General features: G+C 71.3%; 21 protein-coding genes. 8 read left to right on the top strand and 13 right to left on the bottom strand.

From position 1 onward, the window contains the following. Positions 1 to 409: 409 nt before the first annotated feature. The 7 genes from GPA03_RS22805 to GPA03_RS06225 all read right to left on the bottom strand — a co-directional run bounded on the left by GPA03_RS22805 (position 410) and on the right by GPA03_RS06225 (position 7287). The gene (locus tag GPA03_RS22805; RefSeq protein WP_241681093.1) at positions 410 to 709 is read right to left on the bottom strand and encodes a hypothetical protein; all 300 of its coding nucleotides are present in this window, start codon (positions 707 to 709) and stop codon (positions 410 to 412) included. Between the two features lie 60 nt (positions 710 to 769). Beyond that, positions 770 to 1519 carry a hypothetical protein gene (locus GPA03_RS06200; RefSeq protein WP_156251044.1) on the bottom strand — a complete coding sequence of 250 codons (750 nt, stop codon included), beginning with the start codon at positions 1517 to 1519 and terminating at the stop codon, positions 770 to 772. Continuing rightward, positions 1516 to 2178, bottom strand: a complete 663-nt coding sequence (locus tag GPA03_RS06205) for a hypothetical protein (RefSeq protein ID WP_156251045.1) — start codon at positions 2176 to 2178, stop codon at positions 1516 to 1518. The genes GPA03_RS06200 and GPA03_RS06205 overlap by 4 nt, the downstream gene beginning before the upstream one ends. Further along, positions 2178 to 4382 (bottom strand): helicase-related protein, encoded by a 2205-nt coding sequence (locus GPA03_RS06210; protein ID WP_156251046.1) that lies wholly within the window; start codon positions 4380 to 4382, stop codon positions 2178 to 2180. Before GPA03_RS06210 ends, GPA03_RS06205 begins: the two co-directional genes overlap by 1 nt. Positions 4383 to 4449: 67 nt before the next feature. Then, positions 4450 to 5079 (bottom strand): vitamin K epoxide reductase family protein, encoded by a 630-nt coding sequence (locus tag GPA03_RS06215; RefSeq protein WP_206673450.1) that lies wholly within the window; start codon positions 5077 to 5079, stop codon positions 4450 to 4452. Positions 5080 to 5321: 242 nt separating this feature from the next. Further along, entirely contained in the window at positions 5322 to 6038 is a 717-nt protein-coding gene (locus GPA03_RS06220) for a hypothetical protein (protein WP_156251047.1), read from the bottom strand. Between the two features lie 445 nt (positions 6039 to 6483). Further along, complete coding sequence (locus GPA03_RS06225; protein WP_156251048.1) at positions 6484 to 7287, bottom strand: alpha/beta fold hydrolase; 804 nt, start codon at positions 7285 to 7287, stop codon at positions 6484 to 6486. 69 nt (positions 7288 to 7356) lie between these two features. On the opposite strand from GPA03_RS06225, the gene GPA03_RS06230 reads away from it, so the two are divergent. Then, positions 7357 to 8004, top strand: a complete 648-nt coding sequence (locus tag GPA03_RS06230; RefSeq protein WP_194239496.1) for a winged helix-turn-helix transcriptional regulator — start codon at positions 7357 to 7359, stop codon at positions 8002 to 8004. A gap of 68 nt (positions 8005 to 8072) precedes the next feature. Further along, entirely contained in the window at positions 8073 to 9380 is a 1308-nt protein-coding gene (locus GPA03_RS06235) for a coiled-coil domain-containing protein (protein WP_156251049.1), read from the top strand. A gap of 15 nt (positions 9381 to 9395) precedes the next feature. Here the strand turns inward: GPA03_RS06235 and GPA03_RS06240 are convergent, their stop codons facing one another. The 6 genes from GPA03_RS06240 to GPA03_RS06265 all read right to left on the bottom strand — a co-directional run bounded on the left by GPA03_RS06240 (position 9396) and on the right by GPA03_RS06265 (position 14397). Beyond that, a complete protein-coding gene (locus GPA03_RS06240; protein WP_156251050.1) occupies positions 9396 to 10223 on the bottom strand; it encodes an anti-sigma factor in 828 nt (275 codons plus the stop codon). Continuing rightward, complete coding sequence (gene sigK / locus GPA03_RS06245; protein WP_156251051.1) at positions 10220 to 10840, bottom strand: ECF RNA polymerase sigma factor SigK; 621 nt, start codon at positions 10838 to 10840, stop codon at positions 10220 to 10222. The genes GPA03_RS06240 and sigK overlap by 4 nt, the downstream gene beginning before the upstream one ends. Before the next feature lie 45 nt (positions 10841 to 10885). Continuing rightward, positions 10886 to 11545: a fasciclin domain-containing protein gene (locus tag GPA03_RS06250; protein ID WP_338325720.1), complete on the bottom strand. Its 660-nt coding sequence runs from the start codon at positions 11543 to 11545 to the stop codon at positions 10886 to 10888. A 78-nt stretch (positions 11546 to 11623) separates the two neighbouring features. Beyond that, positions 11624 to 13225 (bottom strand): molybdopterin-dependent oxidoreductase, encoded by a 1602-nt coding sequence (locus GPA03_RS06255; protein ID WP_241681094.1) that lies wholly within the window; start codon positions 13223 to 13225, stop codon positions 11624 to 11626. A 42-nt stretch (positions 13226 to 13267) separates the two neighbouring features. Further along, positions 13268 to 13690, bottom strand: a complete 423-nt coding sequence (locus GPA03_RS06260) for a pyridoxamine 5'-phosphate oxidase family protein (protein ID WP_156251052.1) — start codon at positions 13688 to 13690, stop codon at positions 13268 to 13270. Between the two features lie 89 nt (positions 13691 to 13779). Further along, positions 13780 to 14397, bottom strand: coding sequence for a vitamin K epoxide reductase family protein (locus tag GPA03_RS06265; RefSeq protein ID WP_241681095.1), 618 nt, complete (start codon positions 14395 to 14397; stop codon positions 13780 to 13782). 72 nt (positions 14398 to 14469) lie between these two features. On the opposite strand from GPA03_RS06265, the gene GPA03_RS06270 reads away from it, so the two are divergent. The 6 genes from GPA03_RS06270 (at position 14470) to GPA03_RS06295 (ending at position 20418) form a co-directional block, all read left to right on the top strand. Further along, positions 14470 to 15711 carry a YihY/virulence factor BrkB family protein gene (locus tag GPA03_RS06270; RefSeq protein ID WP_156251053.1) on the top strand — a complete coding sequence of 414 codons (1242 nt, stop codon included), beginning with the start codon at positions 14470 to 14472 and terminating at the stop codon, positions 15709 to 15711. 81 nt (positions 15712 to 15792) lie between these two features. Next, positions 15793 to 16950: an AAA family ATPase gene (locus GPA03_RS06275; RefSeq protein WP_156251054.1), complete on the top strand. Its 1158-nt coding sequence runs from the start codon at positions 15793 to 15795 to the stop codon at positions 16948 to 16950. 8 nt (positions 16951 to 16958) lie between these two features. Continuing rightward, on the top strand, positions 16959 to 17432 hold the full coding sequence (locus GPA03_RS06280; RefSeq protein ID WP_156251055.1) for a tRNA (cytidine(34)-2'-O)-methyltransferase: 474 nt from the start codon (positions 16959 to 16961) through the stop codon (positions 17430 to 17432). Between the two features lie 9 nt (positions 17433 to 17441). Further along, positions 17442 to 18407 (top strand): aminoglycoside phosphotransferase family protein, encoded by a 966-nt coding sequence (locus tag GPA03_RS06285; protein ID WP_156251056.1) that lies wholly within the window; start codon positions 17442 to 17444, stop codon positions 18405 to 18407. A 45-nt stretch (positions 18408 to 18452) separates the two neighbouring features. After that, on the top strand, positions 18453 to 19760 hold the full coding sequence (locus GPA03_RS06290) for an AI-2E family transporter (RefSeq protein WP_156251057.1): 1308 nt from the start codon (positions 18453 to 18455) through the stop codon (positions 19758 to 19760). A gap of 4 nt (positions 19761 to 19764) precedes the next feature. Further along, complete coding sequence (locus GPA03_RS06295; RefSeq protein WP_156251058.1) at positions 19765 to 20418, top strand: spermidine synthase; 654 nt, start codon at positions 19765 to 19767, stop codon at positions 20416 to 20418. The last annotated feature ends 110 nt before the right edge of the window (positions 20419 to 20528 follow it).

Raw genomic sequence — 20528 nt, forward strand, 5'->3', positions numbered from 1 at the left:
GTCTAGCCATGACGCAGGACGAGGCCTCTGCCGATGGGTCGGAGGCCAACGGCACCCGAAGGATCAGTCGGGCCAAGATCAGTCAGCCCAGGATCAGTCAGGCCAAGCTCAGGCCCCCGGCCAAGCTCAGGCCCCCGGCCAAGCTCAGCAGCCCGCCCCCGGCCAAACTCAGCAGCCCGCCCCCGGCCAAACTCAGCAGCCCGCCCCCGGCCAAACTCAGCAGCCCGCCCCCGGCCAAACTCAGCAGCCCGCCCCCGGCCAAACTCAGCAGCCCGCCCCGGCCCAAGCTCAGCAGCAGCGAGCCCGACCCCACCTGAGGGCCAACACACGGGCGGCTCAGGGCGAGAACACGAAGAAGCCCCCGCCGGTGTGGCGGAGGCTTCTCGAGGTCGTGCAGGTGACGGGGCGGTCAGCCGGAGAGGTGGTCGGCGAAGGAGATCACCACACCGATCAGCAGCTCGACCAGCTTGAGGATGAGGCTGATGACCGGGCCCGGGGCCAGGCAGATGATCAGGAACAGCACGGTCGCTCCGATACCGGCGCGCTTGCCGCCGCCACCCATTGAGCCCTTGGCGATGTGGAACAACGCCACCGCGGCCAGGCCGACACCGATCGCGGCGATCAGCTTCGGAGTCCAGGCCGGTGTCGAGGCCAGGAACCAGACCCATGTCTCGCGCCAGTTCTCGACCAGCGTCAACTCGCTACCCATCATCAACTCCTCGGTGTCCTGCACGTGTACGTCCAGGCAGTAGATGTGCGGGACACCGCACTACCGGGCGGCGTGCTCCCGTGCCCGGATCTGCTCAGCGAGCAGATGAAGCAGGTCGTCGGCAACGAGCACACGACGCGTCATGACCCGCTGACCGTCCGAGGGCAGGCTGGCAGCCGAGGCGCTGGTACGCAGCTCGGTGTGGCCGGCCAGCCACTGGTCGAGCCGGTCAGCTGCCGCGGCTGCCGCCGCCTTGAGCTCACCGAGCTGCTCGCGCCTCTTCCGTGCGCGCTCCTGGGCGGCCTCCTGCTCGTCGCGGAACAGGCTCCACGGGCGCACGTCGGTCGCCAGCATCACCAGGGTGCACTCGGGGCGCAGGCCGCGCACGAGACGCACGTGGTCGCCCTCGATGTAGCTGTCCTGGTGCGGCATCTCCGCCCACGAGTGCGGCAGGCCGAGGTCGGCCCGCTCGAGCCCCGCCGCCAGCAGGACGCCGGCGGCCGCCGTCAGTGCGCGTGTGGCGCCGTCGGTGATGTACCAGTCCAACCCGGACATCGGCCCCTCGAGGTGGCTGCGCGGCCCGGCAGAGCGCTGCAGGTTGTGCGGCTGGGTCAGCACCGGCAGCCCGGTGGCGACCACACGCCCGGCGTGCTTGGCCGGCACCGACGCCAGCGGCACGAACCGCTCGCGCCCCACGCGCACGCACGCCCACCGCTGGGTGTCCAGCAGCACGCCCCGCATGAACTCCTGTGGGTCGCGGCCGCGGGACGCGACGACGTCGTCCAGATCGACAGGTAGGTCGCTGGTCATCGGTGGTCCTCTCCGATCAAGGCATCGATCAGCTCAGGGCTGAGGAACGTCGGTGCCCCGACGCCCCCGTTCGGGCGCACGTGCTGGTGCACGGGGTCAAGTCCGTGTCGGGCCGCGAAATCGCGCAGCGTCTCCTCGTCCTGCTCTCGCCTGGCCCGGGCGGCTTCGGCCCTGCGGCGAGACTGCTCAGCCTCCTGCCCGCGGCGGTCGTAGCGGGCCAACGCCTGCTCGAGCGGGGTGAGCCGGTCGTCGAATCGCACCCACACGAGCGCGACCTGCTCCCCGGCGAGCTCGGTGACGGCGTAGTTCTCGTTCCAGGTGGTCGCGGCCGAGTCCAGCACCGCGAGGTCGAACCTGGCGGCTACGGACACCACCCGGGCGGCACGAGCCTCAAGGTCGGGCCGGGTGCCTGGGTCGCCGTGCTGGTGCAGCAGCAGCGTGTACAGCTCCAGCGACTCCCCCTTGCCGGCGCGCGGGCCGGCGGGTACAAACCGACGCGGATCGCGTCGGGTCGGCAGCCGCTTCCGGAACAGCCCGTCAGCGATCGCAGCGGCCGGGATGGGAACGAACCCGACGCTGTGATCCCGCTCCAGGCCGTACAGGTCGCCCTTGCCGGGCATCAGGTAGGTCACGACGGTGCTCCCCTCGTTGGTGGTCATCAGGCGGCCCTACGGTTGGCGCGCAGACGGGCGGCGATACGCTCACGCACCATCTCCTCCACGATCTGACGCGGGGTGGCCAGGTCATCGGTCTCGGTCTCGACCACCGAGGTGTCGTTGCCCTCGCCCATGACGACGTCGAGGTCCTTGGCCTTGTTGCGCTGCACGCGTTGCAGGTGCTCATCCAGCGTCCCGGGGGCGACCAGGGTCGTCAGGGTGACGGCACGCTTCTGCCCGAGCCGGGCGGTCCGGTCCCGGGCCTGGGACAAGATGGCCGGGGTCCAGTCGGTCTCGACCATGAGGTTGTCCGCCGCCCGGGTCAGCGTGATCGCCACCCCGGCGGCATGCAACGAGAGCAGCAGCACCTGATACTTGCCGCCCTGGAACTCCCCCACGATACGGCCGCGGTTAGTGGCTGAGGTGGAGCCGTCGATGGCGGCGAAGTCGATACCGGCGCCGGACATGGCTCGGGCGAGCTCGCCTGCGACCTCCTGGTGGTGGCACCAGACCAGCAGCGGCCGGTCGTCCTCGCGCTCGGCCCCGACCCACTTGTGCACGTACTCCACCGCGGCGTCGACCTTGGCGACGGCGGCCGCCTTGCGCAGCGGGGAGATGAACCGGATGGACTCGCGGGTGAACTCCTCGATCTCGGGCTCGGTCGGCTCGCGCCACCCTCTGGGGGCGGTGAAGTCATCCAGCCACTCGTCGATCACGCCGAGCTGCTTGTCGAGGGCGGCCCGGTAGCCGGCAAGGTCGACGTCGACGTAGACCGCCCGTGGTGGCAGCACCGGCGGCAGGCTTGGCCCGTCCTCGGTGCGGTTGTAGACCTCCACGGGGCGGCGGCGCACCCACACGTGCTCGTCCAGCAGCTCACGCAGTCGTGGCAGCGCCCGCACCCGCGGCTTCCACCCGCCGAAGGCATCCTCCTTGCCGTAGGTGTGCAGGAACTCCGCCAGTCCACCGAAGACGGTGTCGAGGTGGCCGCTGATGGCCAGCTGGGAGGCGAGCTCGATCGGTGAGGCGAGCATGGCGGTCCCGGAGATGGGCACGCGTAGCCCGGGCACGTTCATGGCGATGCGGCGCACGGCGCGTGAACGGGTCGAGTCCCAGGTCTTGAGCCGGTGGGACTCGTCCACGGTGATGCCGTCCGGGGCCCAGGCGCGCAGCTGGTCCACCAGGGCTGGGCGGGCGGCCAGCAACGAGTCGGGCACGATGACAACACCGCGCTCGGGCAGCTCGGGGACCTTGCGGCCGGGACGGATGATCGCCAGCGTCCCGATGCCGGGGCGCGGCGGTGCGGGCGGCGTCTGCCCCTTCTTGACCTTGGGCGGCTCCCACGCCAGCCCGTAGCTGAGGACCTCCCGACCCCAGTTGGTCAGCGCGACCGGTGGGGAGACCACGAGCAGACGCTGGGTGCCGGCGGCGGCGTGCGCGGCGATGCTGGCGAACGTCTTGCCCAAGCCGGGGCTGTCTGCCAGTAGCCGGTGGCCGCCCAGGATCGAGTAACACCCGGAGAGCTGGTATCCGAACAGGGTGATGCCCGCCCAGGGCGGCAGCTCCGGCATCCCGTGCGGGAGCCGCTTGGGGGCGCGGGGCATCCGACCGAAGATGGCCGGCCACCGGGGGTTGGGGTCGGTGCCGAGGTCACCGGTGGGCAGCGCGGCGACGAGCTGGTCGCCGAGGTCCTTGATGTCGGGCGGGACGCCCAGGCGCGGGTCGGCCGCACGCAGGTCGGGGGTGTGAACCTCCCACATGCCCAGGTCCTTGTTCCAGACCGCGCCGGCGGGCAGCGCCTCGGTCAGCCCGGAGAAGCGGGTGTTGACGCGGGTGACCCACGGGTCCTCGGGGTCCAGCTCGATCCATGGGGTGGCCAGGTCGGTCAGGGCGGTGATGCCGGCGCGGGCGCCCCGGGACAGGTCGACCTCGAACCCGAGCTCGGTGAAGACACGGTCGGCATCGAGACCGGGGTCGGTGACGATCCAGGTGGCGGTGTCCTTGTCGAACCGGCGCCCGGGCAGCGCCTTGACCCAGTCCAGCAGCGTCTGCGGCTTGCCGCCACCGAAGTTGCGGCCGCCGGGTCGCCGCTTGGGCTTGGGGTAGGTGGGCAGCCTGACGTCGTAGCCGATCCTGTCGAAGCGGGCGAACCTCAGCCGCAGCGACGGGTTGCGTCGGGTGCCCTCGAGCACAGCGGTGCGTGAGGCCATGGTGCTTCATGTGCGGCACCGGGCGCGATGCCGTACCGCCTCGGTGCGCTACGGACCGTCCGCCCGGTCAGCCTGCGAACACGGCGCTGCCGTGCACGGCCAGGACAGCGCCGATTATCACGGCCACCACCATCACCAGGGCTGCCACGTCGGCCCCTTGACGCAGCCAGGACAGCCCGACCTGATGCGCACGCGACGGCAGAGCGAACGCGTTCTCGAGCAGGTTGTGATGCGTCAGTGAGACCCACACGGCGGTCGTGGAGACTGTCACCAGCAGGCACCACGGGCACACCGCGCCGACCTGGGTAAGCGACTGCACGAACAGCCAGTAGGCCAGCGCCAGCCCGAGCGTGTAGACGCCCTGGCCGGCGAGCAGGAACCAGCGCGGGAACGTGGTGCCGCCCAGCCCCGCGAGCCCGATCGTGATCACCACGGGTTCGGCCACCAGCCCGAGGTAGGCATTGGGGAACCCGAGCAGACTGGCCTGCCAGGAACGGGCGACGGCGCCACAGGAGAGGACGGCGTTGATGTCGCACACGAGCGTCCGGTCCGGCTGCGCGGCGAGCTCGAGCGCGTCGATGCTCAGTACGAACGCTGCGATCAGCCCGACGACACCAGACAGCGTCATGGTCCCGAAGACCCACCAGCGCGAGTGACGCCAGCCGGGCAGCATGGGCAGGTTCGTCTCGCTGGTCACGGTCTTTCCTTCTCTGTCGCGCCACCGGGGGCAGTACCGGCCATTGGCCCCGCGGTGAGGCTGATGGTGTGGCGGGCCGACGCGACGAGCTCGGCGGTGTGGCGGCTGGTCGCGGCTGCGACCGGCACCCGGTCCTGGCGTTCAGATGTGCGGCACTTCGGCACGGTGGCGCGTGACAGGAGTCCTCGAAGCAGAACGCGTCGCCCGCATGGTGCGAGCGACGCGTTCAGTCCTCGAGCGGATCAACGGTCGAAGTCCTCCAGCAGATCCCGCACGTGCACGCCTTCACCGTTGGCCCAGGCGAGCAGGTCAGCCAGGGCCGCACGGGCGCTCTGAGCGAGCGAGGCGTCGGGGTGGTCGTGGTGGGCACGGTACTGCTCGATGAGAGCCTTGGCCCGGCTCGGGTCGGCCCCGGTGGGCGGCTCCGGCTCGGGGACCAGCGCCGCGTCGATGTTCACGGTGCGGACGTAGCCACGCTCGTAGGAGCCTTCGAAGGTGACACCGGGCAGGCCCAGCTCAGGGTAGGTCTCCTGGACGTCGTAGAGCATGCTGTCGACGGTGTCCTCGCCGTACTCATCCTCGCCGTACTCGGCGCCGTACCCGTCCATGAGGTCGCGGCCCTCGGGGTCGCGGATCGCCGAGACGTACCCGGACGTGGAGCCGTACTGGTCGGACTCCTCGATGTCGAAGGAGACTGCGCTGGGGTAGGCGGCGCGGACGGTCGCCGCGACGGTACGCAGCTGGGTCCGGTGACGCAGCGCGGGCTCGCCGCCGCTGGGCAGCTTCTGGAGCAGCTCGGCCCGAGCGAAGGAGTCATCGCGCACGGCGAGCACCTGCTCACGGTCGACGGCCCGCGGGGCCGGGAGTGCGATGTCGGGCTCGGTCTTGGGCTCGGTGGCGAACTGGCCGCCGGCGCTCACACCGGCCTGGACGCGGGTGCGGTTGGTGGTGTCAGTCATGCCTCATAGATGTGCGGGACGCGTGCGTCGCCGAGGCAGTATGGGTGCCCGCGGAGCTCGCCAGGGGGTGGCCGAACCCCGTAGAGGTTCGTTCTCGGCGGCAGTCGACCCGCGGCTTGGTTGGCCGCGTCTGCCATGCTGTTCTCGTGACACCGGACGTGGGCGCTGGCAGCTCAGTTCGGTGTGTCCATGGTGTGTCCTGGCTGGTGTGTCCATGGGCTCACCGAGGGCATGGACACACCATATCCGGATCGCAACGGCTTGCAACGATCCGCATGATTCCGCGGTTCTGAGCATCCTTGCAGGTCAGCCGAACGGCCCTCAGGTCGTTCAAGTCCCCCCTCGGACACAAGATCGAAGGCCTCAGACCTGCGCAGACGCAGGCCGGAGGCCTTTTCTGCGGGTATCCGGAGGCGAACGAGACGTGTTCCCGGCACGGCCGGTCTCAGGCTGTGTAGAACTCGGTGAGCAGGGGCGCCAGCACACCAGGATCTGCGACGTGGCCCGCGACCTCGAGGGTCGCCCGTCGCGCGTGCGGGAGGCAGGCAGCCGTCGCATCGGCAGCCGCGCCGAAGAAGCCGTCGGGCAGCCCTGCCGAGTGCGCGTCGGCCGTCACGCCGGTGGTCAGCAGCACCGGTCGGGTCACACGCGCGAGCCGTGCGGCCGGAGGTGAACCGTCACCGAGGCACGCGGCGTCGTAGCGCAGCGTGGGCGCCAGCTCGCGCAGGGTCGACCAGATCGGAGCGCTCTCGGCGTCTGCGATCACCTCGTCGGGCGACCCCGCGAGACGCATGAACAGCCGCAACGCGCCGTCGAGGTCACCCGCGTCGAGAGTCGTCGCCAGCTCGGACGTGTAGGTCCGCCACGCAGCGAGCATCTCGTCACCGACCTGGTACGGGACCTCATGGACGGCGACGCGGCCGAGCGGTAGCCCGGCAGCGGCCGCCTCCAGCGCGAGCGCGCCGCCGGAGGACGCACCGAACAGGTGCGTTGGGCCGCCGGTCGCGTCGATGAGGGCGGCGAGGTCCTCGATCTCTCGCTGCACGGAGTACGGCGGGGTGTCGTCGCTGTCACCCCGCCCTCGCCGGCGGTAGACGATCACGGTGAACCGCTCCGCGAGCCGCTCCCCCAGCGGGATGTTTTCCGTGCCATCGTCCAGCCCGCCGCTGACCAGCACCACCACCGGACCGCTGTCGCTGAGGATGTCGTAGCCGATGGCGGTGCCGTCGGCCGATGTGACGTGCGGCATCGTGCTCCCCTTCGTCGGATGCTCCTACTTTAGGAGTATTCGGTATCGAAGGGGAAGTACCATCGGGACATGCGTAGTTATCGCGACCTGTGCGGGATCGCCCGTGCCCTCGACGTCGTCGGCGAGCGGTGGGCCATGCTGCTCGTGCGGGAGCTGCTGCTCGGTCCCAAGCGGTTCGCCGACCTGCATCGCGGCCTTCCCGGCATCAGCCAGAACGTGCTCACCCAACGGTTGCGCGAGCTGGAGCAGTCCGGTGTGCTGACCAGGCGCCGCGCCCTGCCGCCGGTCAGCGGCGTGGTGTACGAGCTGACATCTCGCGGCCGCGACCTCGAACCGGTGCTGCTGGCACTCGGGCGCTGGGGCAGCCCGCTCCCGCCCGGCGCGGGCTCGGCTGACGAGCTCAGCCCTGACGCACTGGTGGTCGCGTTGCGCACCACGTTCGACGCCGGATCGGGCGCCGGGCTCTACCTCACGGTCCAGCTCCAGCTGCCGGGGGACGCCTTCGTGCTCACCGCCCGGGACGGCCATCTCCACGCCGCACGAGGGGCCGAGCCGTGCGACGCCACCCTCGCCGCTTCGGTCCGCACCGTTCAGGACCTGGTCTTCGACAAGCAGCCGCTCGACGACGCCGTGCGCCACGGCCGCGCCCACGCCGACGGCGACACCGTCGCCCTGGTCCGCCTCCTCGACAGCTTCGAGGACCACCGCGCCCGCTGACGAGGGGGCGCCAGCACCGCGCGGCCTCGCCACGCATACTGGGCACCAACGCGATCCGAGGAGGAGCGATGTTCGGTGGCATTTTCGGCGACCGACGGCAGCAACCGGCCGAGGTCTCACCCGAGGTGGGTGCGGCGCTGGTCCGCGCCGACGAGACCGTGCGCCGTGCCACCGACGAGCTCGGGTACGCCACCGCCGAGTTCGGCGAGACCTCGACCCGTGAGCTCCGGTCGGCACTGGCCGCGGCCCAGCGGCACCTGCAGGAGGCGTTCCGCCTGCAGGCGCTGCTCCTGGACGACGTCCAGGAGACCCCGGCCGAGCAGCAGCAGCTCGAGGCCGGGGCACTCGCCGCCGCGAGCGAGGCAGAGCGACTCCTCCGTCAGCCCGTCGACGCGCTCGCGGCGCGGCGGGCCGCACTCCAGGCGGCGCCCACCACCATCGCGCGCCTGCGCGCCGAGGTCGCCGACCTCGGCGACCGGATCACCGAGGCTCGCGTCGTCGTCGAGAACCTGTCCGGGCGATACAGCCAGCACGCGATGCTCGCGGTCGCGGACAACCCCGACCAGGCCGAGGCTCTCCTCGGGTTTGCCGAGCGCAGCCTCGCACTCGCCGAGCGTCGCCACGACAGCGGGCGGGCCGAGGACGCCACCAAGGCGATCCAGGTGGCCTCCGACAGCGTGCATCGGGCCGTCGATCTCCTCGAGGCAGTGGCTGACTTCGAGGTCGAGACGGTGCACGCGGAGTCAACGCTCGCGGCCGTGCTCGCCGACTCCCGCAGCGATGTCACCGAGGCCCGTCAGATGCTCGCAGTCACGCCGGACGACCGGCTCGGCGAGGCGGCAGCGGCGCTGGAGGCGGCGATCACCGACGCCTCCGAGCCGCGCGCCGGAGCGGACCCGTTCACCACGTTGAGCCGGTTGCGCACCGCGAACGAGGCGCTCGAGGCCTTGGTCCACGAGCGCCGCAGCCGGCCTCAGCAGGAGCGTCTGCGCGCCCGACTGGTGGGCGCCCTCGCCGACGCGGACCGTCAGGTGGCGCTGGCGCGCGCGTTCATCGCCGACCATCCCGGCAGGGTCGGGTCGGACGCTCGGACCCGCCTCGCGCAGGCAGAACGGCTGCTCGACGGCGTGGTCCAGGTCGACGACTCGCAGACCGCCTTGGCGCAGGTCCGGCAGGCGGCCGACCTCGCCGCCGCGGCCGCGGCTACTGCCGAGCGCGACGTCGCCGCCTCCCAGCAGGGTCGCTGGCACGCCGACACCGACTGGGGCGGTCGAGGACGTGGCTCCGGCGCCGGTCTCGGCGGCATGCTGGGCGGCGTGCTCGGCGGCATGATGCTCGGCGGCATCCTCGACGACCTCGACATGGACCTCGACTGACGGCCGCGCGGCCTCCTACCCCGCGACCGGGACCTGGATGAGGATGTCGCCGGTAGGTGACGGCGAGCCGCCGGTCGGCTCGATCGTGAGCGCCACGACCTCCGCGCCCAGCACGTCGTCGGCGAGCACGACCGTCGCCGACCCGTCCCCGCTCCTGAAGACCCCGGCGTCGGCGGGCGCGGCTCCGGCGATCGACCACGCCTGGAACACCTGGTCGTCGGCGAGATCCGGAAGGTCCTGGAGCAGCACGACCGCGGAACCCAGCTCGTCCGACATCAGCACCGTGCCGCGCATGCCCTCGGTGCCCTCCGCCGCGTAGACACGCAGGTCCGATGCCTCGAGCAGGGCGAGCATCTGGGTGCGACCCTCCTGCTCGACGACGGCGACCTCACGGCCGGGCGCGGCGTCCGGCAGCCGGAGCGCACCCCACAGGACACCCGCCAGGGCGACGACGCACGCGGCTGCTGCGAGCAGCTGCCACCGCCTGCCCTGTCGATCGGCACGCCCACGGCGCCGCGCGTCGAGGTCGACCGCTGCCCGCGCGACCGGCTCGGCCGGCTCGGCTCGATCCGCCTGATCGGCGTCGTCGATCTGCTCGGGCAGCGGCGGCAACGGTCGCACCTGGGCGATCGCCTCCAGCACCGAGGCGCGCAGCGCCGCCGGCGGAGCCGCTGCGCTGACCTCGGGAAGCCGCACGACGGCGTCGCGCAACGACCGGACCTCGGCCCGGCAGTCCGCGCACGCTGCGAGGTGACGCTCGAACGCAGCGAGCTCGTCGGCCTCGAGCGCGTCCAAGACGTACGCGCCGGTCAGCGCGTGCACCGATTCCTCGTCCACTCTCATCGCCGATCACCCTCGAAGAAGTCCCGCAATCGAATCAGACCGTCGCGCACCCGGGTCTTCGCCGTGCCGAGCGGGATGTCCAGCAGGCCGGCGACCTCGCTGTGCGTGTAGCCGCCGTAGTACGCCAGCTCGATCGCCTCCCGTTGCATCGTCGTGAGTCCGTCGAGCGCTTTCCGCACCCGTTCCGCCTCCAGGCGGTCGACGACGGCGTCGCTGACGTCAGGAACCTGCTGCGGCTCCTGGTCGGCGTAGCGCCGGTCCCGCTCGACCACCGACTGCGCCGACCGCACCCGGTCGACGGCGCGACGGTGTGCCAGGGTCATCATCCACCCCAGCACGCTCCCCCTGGCCGGGTCGAAGCGAGCCGAGCTCTGCCAGATCTGCAGGTAGCAGTCCTGCGTGACCTCGGCCGCCTGCGCCGGGTCGCGCACGACCCGCAGCACGAGCCCGTACATGCGCGACGACGTCGCGTCGTAGAGCTCGGCGAACGCCTGCTCGTCCCCGCGTGCGCTTCGCCGCATCAGGGCGACGAGCTCGCCTGCCGGGTCGTGCGCCCGGGCGGCATCGGCGCCGGGGGCCTGCTGCTCCCCCGGCACCGATACTGGTCGCGGCACCATCTGGTCCTCTCCGTCCGATCCCTGAAGGCTAGTGACCCGTGCCGGTCACTCGCTCGGCGGCATCAGCACGCCGTCGATGATGTAGACCGTGGCGTTCGCCGTCTGAATGTTCCCGCAGACGACCGCAGCGCCGTCGGCACCCACGGTGAAGTCCTCGCCGGACCCCTCGATCATCAGGTCTGAGCCCTGCAACGTGGTGAAGGTCCCGGCCAGGTCCTCAGGAGCCATGCGGCCGGGGACGACGTGATAGGTCAGCACGGTCGTCAGCAGTCCCTCGGGATCGGCCTGGACCGCCTCGACCGTCTCGGCCGGCAGGGCCTCGAAGGCGGCGTTGGCGGGTGCGAAGACGGTGATGTCCTCGGCGGCGTTGAGGGTGTCGCCGAGGTTCGCGAGACCCACGAGCTCGACGAGGGTCGAGAGCTCCTCGTTGTTGCTCGCAGCGGTGGCCACCGGGTCTTGCGCCATGCCGTCGAAGCTGCCGGCACCGGTGGTCGGGACGTCTGCGCAGGCCGGCCCGAACGGCTCGGCCATCGCCATGCCCTCGTCGGCCGCGCTGGTCTCCTCCTCGGCCATGCTGTCCTCCGTCGTCGCGTCGCTGCCGCCCTCCGGAGCACCAGACTCGTCGTCGGTGCCACCACCGGAGCAAGCAGTCAGAGCGAGCGCGGCCGAGATCATGAGCGCGGGAGCGATGGATCGGATCTTCACGATGAGTTCTCCTCGATGTGCAGGTGACCGGATTGGTCCGTACAGCTGGTCTTCGGAGCGACCGCCCGGGCGGATTGGTCAGTCCTGCACCATGAACGCGATCGAGTGCCATCCGCGGGCGCCGTCCGGGAACGGCTCGGTGCGTTCCTCGGTCTGCACCTCCCCCGTGCCATCGGTGCTGCGGACCTGGACGTCGTGGCGACCGCCAGCCGTGCTCTCCCACCGCAGGCTCCAGGCACGCCAGAGGTCCGGGCCGGCGTCGGCAGCGAGCTCGGCCTGCTGCCACTCGCCGTCGTCGACACGGACCTCGACCCGCGTGATGCCACGGTGCTGCGCCCAGGCCATGCCGGCGATCGTCACCTCGCCGGCAGGGACGGACTCCAGCGCGCCTGGGACGTCGATGCGCGTCTGGGTGAGCACCGGGGCGTCCGTGGCCCACCCGCGCTCGGTCCAGTAGGCGATGTCGTCGTCGTAGGTGGACAACCGCAGCCCGGTCAGCCACTTGGCGGCCGAGACGAACCCGAACAAGCCGGGCACGATCAGCCGGGCAGGGAAGCCTCTCTCGACCGGCAGCTGTTCACCGTTGAGCCCGACGGCGAGCAACGCGTCCCTGCCGTCGAGAGCGACATCGAGCGGGATGCTGCAGCTGAACCCGTCTGCCCCCTCAGCGAAGAGCTGCTCCGCGCCCGGCTGCACCCCGACCCGGTCCAGCAGGTCGGCCAGCGGCACACCCAGCCATCGGCCGGTGCTCACGTACGGGCCACCCACCGGGTTGGACACGCAGCTCAAGGTGATCCAGCGCTCCACCATCGGCATCTCCAGCAGGTCGGCGTAGCTGAGGCTGACCGAGGTGTCGACGAGCCCCTCGATCGGCAGCGCCCACGTCGACGCATCGAGGCGAGGGGTGCTCAGCGCGATGTCCACCCGGTAGAAGTCCGCGAGCGGCGTGACGAAGGGGGTCACGCCGTCGAGATCGAGCTGCACGCCGTCCGGGAGCTGACCGGCGGCGCTCACGGGAGCGGGAAGCTCCTGGTCGCGCCCCACCGCGGCGTCGCTCGTGCGCAGCGACGACACCAGCGTGCCACCGCCCGCCCCGGCGGCGGCGATCAGCGCCGGCCCGCCCAGCAGCACACCGCGCCTGCCCGGGAGGAACCGACCCGACCGCACGTGGCGCCCGTCCAACGGTGACTCCCGCGTGGCCGCCGGTCGTGCGTCCGGCGAGCGCCCCGACGCGCTCCCGAACCGCACCAGCACCAGCAGCGCGCCTGTCGCGACCACCGCTGCCACTGCGGCGGGCAGGGCGGCCAGGGGTTCGGCGATCCGTGCCGTGGCGGCCACCGCTGAGACGGTCGCGAGCGCGAGCATCCCCACGACGCCGATCCATCGACGCCGCGAGGCCGCTAGTCCGATCCCGGCCGTGACCAGGACCAGCGCCACGGCGATGCCACCGAGCAGGATCGGCTTGTCCGCCGTGCCGAACGTCCGCACGGCCCATTCCTTGACCGGCGTCGGTGCGGCGTCGATCGCGACCGATCCGACGGCGAGCAGCGGCGACGCCGCCGGGATGGTCAGCGCGGCGGCGAGGTGGGCGACCCCGATGCCGGCAGCGGCGCTCACGACCCCGAACCCGGCACCCAGCCATCGGGGCAACGACGTGTGGTGGTCTCGATCTGCTGTCACCCAGGTTGTTCGCCGCCGCAGCGCGAACGGATGGGTCTGGTGTCAGCTTCTGCTCAGGCGCACCTGTCGGCCGGTGATCTCGGTGACGTCGATGGCCACGAACGTGCCCTTCCAGCTGGTCGCCCACGGCTGCACGTGCAGGGACTCCGCTCGCTCCTCCTCGGCACCCTCGAGCACGTGCGCGCGGCCCCGCGCCACGACGGTGCTGACCGTGCCCTCGGTCTGCTCGTCGACCTCGAAGGCGACGTTGCTGCTCATGTGCAGGCCGAGCAGCTTGCTTCCCTCCGCGGTTCGGAACACCAGCCGTTCGCCGTCGACGACGGCGTTGATCGGGACGATGTTGACATCCTCACCCAGCCGGTAGGCCAGCCGACCGAAGTCGCTGCGCCGCATCACGTCCCACGACTGCTCCGCGGTCAGCTCGCTGATCGGGTTCTCCGCAGGGTCGTGCTCCCAGACGGTCATGACACCCACCTCCACGTGAGCTCGGTACGTCCTGCCACGGTAGCCCCGCGCACCCGCCCGGTCTCGGGACCATCGTCCCCGGGCTCGGCTCAGCCGGCGAAGACGGCGGTGCCATGGACGGCGAGCACGGCTCCGATGACCACCGCCAGCACGAGGATCGTGGCGAGCAGGTCGGCGCCTTGCCGCAGCGCCGCGAGGACCCGTTGGTGCGCGCGCCAGGACAGCCCGAGGTTGTTCTCGAGCAGGTTGTGGTGGGTCAACGAGATCCACACGAGGCTCGTGGACACGGTCACCAGCAGGCACCACGGGCAGACGGCGCCGATCTGCGACAGCGACTGCACGAACAGCCAGTAGGCCAGCACCAGCCCGAGCGTGTAGACGCCCTGCGCCCCCACCATGAACCAGCGCGGGAACCTGGTGCCGCCCAGCCCGGCGACACCGATCGTGATGACGACCGGCTCGGCGATCAGGCCGAGAAAGGCGTTGGGGAACCCGAGCAGCGCGGCCTGCCAGGAACGCGCGACGGCGCCGCAGGAGACCACGGCGTTGATGTCGCAGACGAGCACCTGCTGGGGCTGTGCCGCGAGCTGGACCGCGTCGATGCTCAGCACCAGCGCAGCGACGAGGCCGACGACTCCCGAGAGCGTCATGGTGCCGAAGACCCACCAACGGGAGTGTCGCCAGCCGGGCAGCATAGGGATGTCCACCGAACCAGGGTGGAGCACGCGCTCCCGGCGCGCGCGGGACCATGGTCCTCCCCCCGATAGCCTGCTCGCAGCATGCTTGTCACGGTCGTCCTCGTCGCCCTCGCGGGAGCTGTCGCGGCCAGGCGAGTGCCCTGGGTGCGCCACCGGATGCCACCCCCGGCCTCGACGTCGTTGCTGGCGTGCGCGGCGGCCGTGGCCGTGCTGGCCCTCGCCGACCGGGAGCCGGGCGTGCAGCGGGCCGTGCTGGCCGGCGCGATCACGCTCGCACTCGGCGCCGTCGCGATCCTCGGCGCGGGATGGTTCGTCACGCTCGTGCTCACGCCAGCGCGCCAGCGCAACCTGCTCAGCGGTGTGGAGTCGCTGCGTGACCGCATCACGGCACGCGCGGATGCCGTCCCGTGGCGCGTGGGGCGATGGAACCCCGTGGCCGTCGTGGTGCGATCGGTGCTCCGCGCCTCCGACGTGCGCGTGACCGGGCTCGCCGCCGAGATGAGTTACTACGCCCTCATCTCGCTCGTCCCGATCGCCACGGCGCTCGGGTCCAGCCTCGGGTTCCTGCGGCGGCTGCTCGGCGACGATCAGGTCGAGCGGATCCGCACCTCGATCGTCGACGGCCTGACCACGGTGTTCGCGGAGCAGGTGGCCGCCAACGTGCTCGCGCCCCTGATCGACGGCCTGCTGGACGAGGGGCGCGCGTCGGTCGCGATCGGTGCGCTGCTGATCACGCTCTATCTCGCCAGCCGGGTCTTCCGTGCGGCGGTGCGCGCACTCGACGACGCCTACCGGGTCGAGTCCCGGCGTCACGTCGTCGCGCAGTACCTGCTCGGGCTGGTGTTCACGATCGGTGCGTTGATCACGCTGGTCACCATCGTGCTGCTCGTCGTCGTCGGCCCGCTGCTCGGAGGGGGTAGTGCCGTCGCCGACCAGCTCGGGTTCGGCGATGCGTTCCAGGTCGCGTGGGACGTGCTGCGCTGGCCCGTCGCCTTCGGTCTCGGCGTCACGTTCCTGACGTTCCTGTACCGCTACGCCCCCCATGTGACCAACCACTGGCGCACGTGCGTGCCCGGCGCCGTCATCGGATCGCTCGGGCTGCTGCTGGTCTCGACCGGCTTCGCGCTCTACGTGCGCGCGTTCGCCCCGAACCCGCTCGCCGCGGACGCCGCTGACGCGGCCGTGGTGGAAGCCTCCGCGCAGATGCTGAGCCTGGTGCTGGCGGGTGTGCTCTGGCTCTGGTTGGCCAGCATCGTGGTGCTGCTCGGCGGGATCGTCAACGCCGAGCTGGACGCCGAGCGGACGGTCGACCCGCCGCCGTGAGCTGGATCGAGGTCGACGTCCGCGTGACCGCCGACGGCGCTGTGGCGGGAGGTTGTCGGAAGCCGCCAGTAGGTTGTCGAGGTGCTCACCACGCTCGCTGTCTCCGGCTACCGGTCCCTGCGTGACGTCGTGGTCGATCTCGGCCAGGTGACGGTGGTCACCGGTGCCAACGGCTCGGGCAAGTCGAGCCTGTACCGAGCGTTGCGGCTGCTCGCCGATGCCTCGCGCGGCGAGGCCGTGGCAGCGCTGGCGCGCGAGGGCGGCCTGCCCTCGACGCTGTGGGCCGGTCCCGAGACCATCTCGGGGTCGATGCGGCGGGGCGAGGTCCCTGTGCAGGGCACGCGTCGCACCGGACCGGTCCGGCTGCAGATCGGGTTCGCCTCCGACGGGCTCGGCTACGCGATGGATCTCGGCCTTCCGAAGCGGGACATGCCCACCCGGTTCGAGCTGGATCCCGAGGTCAAGGCCGAGCACGTGTGGAGCGGACCGGCTCCCCGGCCGGCCGCCATGCTGGCGCAGCGGCACGGGCCGGTCGTCACCACCCGCACCGACCAGGGCTGGGAACGGCTCAGCCACGCGCTGCCCACCTACACCTCGATGCTGGCCGAGCTCGCCGATCCCAGCCGGGCGCCCGAGCTGCTCACGCTGCGCGAGCAGATGCGTGGCTGGCGTTTCTACGACCACCTTCGCACCGATGCCCACTCCCCCGCGCGCGCCACCACGGTGGGCACCCGTACCCCCGTCCTCAGCGGCGACGGGTCCGATCTCGCGGCGGCGGTCGCCACGATCCTCGAGCTGGGCCGCGCCGACACGCTCGCGGAGTCCGTCGACCGCGCCTTCCCGGGGTCGGGGCTGCAGATCGAGTCGGACAACGGCCGGTTCACGCTGTTGCTGCGTCAGCCCGGGATGCTGCGCCCGATGCGCGCCGACGAGCTCTCCGACGGGACGCTGCGCTACCTGCTGCTCGCCGCCGCGCTGCTGAGCCCGCGGCCTCCCGAGCTGTTCGTCCTGAACGAGCCCGAGACCTCGCTGCACCCCGACCTGCTCGGCCCTCTGGCCGGTCTGGTGCGCGCTGCCGCCGAACGCACCCAGATCGTCCTCGTCACGCACTCGGCCGCGCTCGCCGGCGCCCTGGGCAGCGAGGTCACCCAGGTCGAGCTCGTCAAGGAGCTCGGCGAGACGCAGATCGCGGACCAGGGCATGCTGACGCGCCCCTCCTGGTCCTGGCCGAAGCGCTAGAGGAGCCCATGTTCCACATCGTCTTCTACGAGCCCCGGATCCCGCCCAACACCGGGAACGCGATCAGGATGGTCGCGGCGACCGGAGCCACGCTGCACCTGGTCGAGCCCCTGGGCTTCGACCTGTCGGACGCCAAGCTCCGCAGAGCCGGGCTGGACTATCACGACCTGGCGAACGTCGTCGTCCACCCTGACTGGGAGGCCACGCTCGCCCACCTGCACGAGCACGGCACCGGCGCGGTCTACGCCTTCACGGGTCGCGCGACCACCGGCTTCCACGAGATCGCCTACTCCCCTGGTGACGCGCTGCTGTTCGGTCCGGAGCCTGACGGCCTGCCCGCGCACCTCCTCGACGACCCGCGGATCACCGACCGGGTCAGGATCCCGATGCTGCCCGGCGTGCGATCGCTCAACCTGTCCAACTCGGCCGCGGTCGCGGCGTACGAGGCCTGGCGCCAGCACGGCTACGCGGGCCCGCACTAACCTGGGGCCGTGGAGGTGACGATCCCGCCGGTGCTGACCCAGCCCGGTGGCGCGGGCTCGACGGAGGCCGGTGGCCTGTGGCTGGCTCGCGTGCCCGAGCTGGTCGAGCGAGCGGTGCAGCGGTGGCAGCTTCGGCTCGGCGAACCGTTCGGCGTCGGCACCGCGTCGTGGACCGCGCCTGGCACCACACCCGACGGCACCCCCGTGGTGCTCAAGATCAGCTTCCCCCACGACGAGGCCCGGTACGAGGCGATCGCGCTGGCGATGTGGCACGGCTCCGCCGCCGTGGAGCTCCTCGCCCATGAGGCGGAGGACTGGGCGCTGCTGCTGCGGCGCGCGCATCCCGGCACCCCGCTGCTCGCGACACCTGGCACGCCGGAGCAGCACCTCGAGGCATGCCTCGGCGTGCTGGCCAACCTGCACCAGGCGCCGATCGCGAACGTCGGCGTGCCGATCCTGCGGGAGGTCGCCCAGCGCTGGTCCAGCATCGCTGCCGACAGGGCGGTGCGGTGGGCGGCCCTGCTCGCCGACCGCGAGAGCGTGGTCGACCGGGGCATCAGCCAGCTGCAGGCCTTCGCAGCCGACGACAGCGCCCCCACCAGGCTCCTGCACGGTGACCTGAACCCCGGCAACCTCATCCTTGACAACCCCGGCACCGCACACTGGCTCGCGATCGATCCCAAGCCGATGCTGGGCGATCCCTCGTACGAGCTGTGGCCGGTGCTGAGCCAGATCGACGACCCGTTCGCCTACCCGGACCCACGGGCCGTGCTGCTGCCGCGGCTCCTGCACGCGAGCGCCACGCTGGCCCTGCCGCCGCGCCGCGTGGCGCAGTGGGCGCTCGCGCGAACGGTCGAGTCGGTGCTCTGGCAGCTGGACACCTGGCCCACACCGGATCGTCAGGCCACGGCCCTCGCGTGGCTGGACGAGGCGCGGGTCTGGGCAGAGCTGGTCGACACGCTTCCGACCATGTGAGCGCGGATCGTTACCGGTCCGAGATCTTTGCGGCAGACTGACACGATGAAGATGCCGTCGATCCTGCGTCGCGCGTCGCGTGCCACGCCGAGCACGACGGCAATCCCGCAGCCGGACCAGGATCGCAGCGCCGCGCACCGCCCCGTCATGATCCGGTCGTCGCGTGGCTCCACCCCGAGGGTCCGACGGCTGCCCGAGGGGCACATGCGGCTCGAGGAGAGCGGCGACGGCGCACCGCGCTGGATGCGCAAGGCCGCGGGCATCTCGTGGCGGCTGCTGGTCATCCTCGCCGTGGTGGTGGTGCTGGTCTACGCGACGGCGCGCATCCAGCTCGTGTTCGTGGCGGTCTTCCTGGCACTGGTGTTCTCCTCGGTGCTGCGCCCGCTGGTCAACCTGCTCTCCCGCTGGATTCCCCGTGGACTGGCGGTGGTGGCCTCCCTGCTCGCGGCGATCCTCGTGATGGGAGGCATCGTCACCTTCGTGGTGCAATCGGTCCGCGGGCAGTGGCAGAACCTCTCGGAGGAGTTCACCGCGGGCATGCAGGACCTGCTCGGGCAGCTCGAGCACCTGCCGTTCGGGATGTCGGTCAGCGCCGACCAGCTCCGTGAGTGGTTCCAGCAGGGCGAGCAGTGGATCCAGGAGAATCAGGACACCCTGATCAACCGTGCTGCCACGGGCGCTGCCGAGGGGGCGGGCTCGTTGTTCGAGGTCTTTGCGATCCTTGCGCTGGCCACGTTCTGCACCGTGTTCTTCCTCGCGCGCGGCTCCCAGATGTGGGAGTGGTTCATCAACCAGCTGCCAGCGCGCGTCCGCGAGAAGTGGGTGATGGGCGGGGAGATCGCCTGGTACACGTTCTCGGGATTCGCGCGGGGCACGGTGCTGGTGGCGCTCGCCGACGGCGCCCTCGCAGCCATCATCCTCAGCGTGCTGCAGGTGCCGCTGGCCGCGCCGTTGGCGGTGCTGGTCTTCATCGGCGCGTTCATCCCGCTCATCGGAGCACCGGCCGCGATGGTGGTCGCGATGATCGTCGCGCTCGCGACGCAGGGTCCGCTGATCGCGGTCGTCGTCGGCATCGGGATCGCCCTGATCGGTCAGTTCGAGGGTCATGTGCTGACGCCGCTGATCATGGGCAAGCAGGTGCGTCTGCACCCGGTTGCCGTGGCCCTCTCGGTCACGTCGGGGACGCTGGTCGCCGGAGTGCTGGGCGCAGTGATCGTGGTCCCGATCGTCGCGGTGATCTGGGCCGTCTACGCCAAGCTCCGCAACATCGACCCGCCCATGACCACCGACGAGATGTCAGCGATCAAGCAGAAGGTCATCACGGCCCGAGAACACCTGACCTCCAAGGGCTGAGGCGATGACGACGATCGCGCGCGCCACCTCCGCCCGCGGCGAGCTCGCGCTGTCCACGCGCGAGGGCGGGGCCATCGAGCTTCGCGTCAACGGCGTGTTCGTCATGGACACCGCCGAGACCACGAGCGAGAGAGCACTCGCCCGGGCGGCGCTCGACCGCGTCCCGCAGCCCCGGCGTGTGCTCATCGGTGGACTGGGCCTGGGGTTCACGGCAGCGGAGGCGCTGGCGGACGAGCGCGTCGAGAGCCTCGACGTCGTCGAGATCGAGCAGGCGGTCGTCGACTGGATGGGCGACGGCACCATCCCGCACGGACCGGACCTGCTCGCAGACGCGCGGCTCACGGTCCATGTCCGAGACGTCCTCGAGCACCTGGCCCACACCGAGAAGGCGAGCTACGACGTCGTACTCCTCGATGTGGACAACGGGCCCGACCAGCTGGTGCACCTTCCCAACAGAGCGCTCTACGACCGCGGCGGGCTCGCGCTGGCGCGGCGTGCGCTGGCACCTGGTGGTGCGCTGGTGGTGTGGAGCGCGCACCCGGCGCCCGGTCTGGAGCGTGAGCTGCGGACCACGATCGGCACGCTGCGCACCCTGCGGGTGCCCGTGCGCCTCTCAGATCGTGACGAGGAGTACTGGGTCTACGTCGCGACGCGCTAATCTGCCTTCGTGATCAACCGTCGTTGGCGTTATTTCGTGGTGGCTCTGGAGGGGCCGACCGCGCACTGACGCCACGCGACCTCCAGAGCCACCCCGGGCAGCGACCATCA

The organism is Pseudactinotalea terrae, from assembly GCF_009733845.1.
GTDB classification, from domain to species: domain Bacteria; phylum Actinomycetota; class Actinomycetes; order Actinomycetales; family Beutenbergiaceae; genus Pseudactinotalea; species Pseudactinotalea terrae.

Excerpts from the sequence above, each read along its gene's own strand:
- GPA03_RS22805 (WP_241681093.1), bottom strand. The coding sequence starts at position 709 with ATGGGTAGCGAGTTGACGCTGGTCGAGAACTGGCGCGAGACATGGGTC.
- GPA03_RS06200 (WP_156251044.1), bottom strand. The coding sequence starts at position 1,519 with ATGACCAGCGACCTACCTGTCGATCTGGACGACGTCGTCGCGTCCCGC.
- GPA03_RS06205 (WP_156251045.1), bottom strand. The coding sequence starts at position 2,178 with ATGACCACCAACGAGGGGAGCACCGTCGTGACCTACCTGATGCCCGGC.
- GPA03_RS06210 (WP_156251046.1), bottom strand. The coding sequence starts at position 4,382 with ATGGCCTCACGCACCGCTGTGCTCGAGGGCACCCGACGCAACCCGTCG.
- GPA03_RS06220 (WP_156251047.1), bottom strand. The coding sequence starts at position 6,038 with ATGACTGACACCACCAACCGCACCCGCGTCCAGGCCGGTGTGAGCGCC.
- GPA03_RS06225 (WP_156251048.1), bottom strand. The coding sequence starts at position 7,287 with ATGCCGCACGTCACATCGGCCGACGGCACCGCCATCGGCTACGACATC.
- GPA03_RS06230 (WP_194239496.1), top strand. The coding sequence starts at position 7,357 with ATGCGTAGTTATCGCGACCTGTGCGGGATCGCCCGTGCCCTCGACGTC.
- GPA03_RS06235 (WP_156251049.1), top strand. The coding sequence starts at position 8,073 with ATGTTCGGTGGCATTTTCGGCGACCGACGGCAGCAACCGGCCGAGGTC.
- GPA03_RS06240 (WP_156251050.1), bottom strand. The coding sequence starts at position 10,223 with ATGAGAGTGGACGAGGAATCGGTGCACGCGCTGACCGGCGCGTACGTC.
- sigK (WP_156251051.1), bottom strand. The coding sequence starts at position 10,840 with ATGGTGCCGCGACCAGTATCGGTGCCGGGGGAGCAGCAGGCCCCCGGC.
- GPA03_RS06260 (WP_156251052.1), bottom strand. The coding sequence starts at position 13,690 with ATGACCGTCTGGGAGCACGACCCTGCGGAGAACCCGATCAGCGAGCTG.
- GPA03_RS06270 (WP_156251053.1), top strand. The coding sequence starts at position 14,470 with ATGCTTGTCACGGTCGTCCTCGTCGCCCTCGCGGGAGCTGTCGCGGCC.
- GPA03_RS06280 (WP_156251055.1), top strand. The coding sequence starts at position 16,959 with ATGTTCCACATCGTCTTCTACGAGCCCCGGATCCCGCCCAACACCGGG.
- GPA03_RS06290 (WP_156251057.1), top strand. The coding sequence starts at position 18,453 with ATGAAGATGCCGTCGATCCTGCGTCGCGCGTCGCGTGCCACGCCGAGC.
- GPA03_RS06295 (WP_156251058.1), top strand. The coding sequence starts at position 19,765 with ATGACGACGATCGCGCGCGCCACCTCCGCCCGCGGCGAGCTCGCGCTG.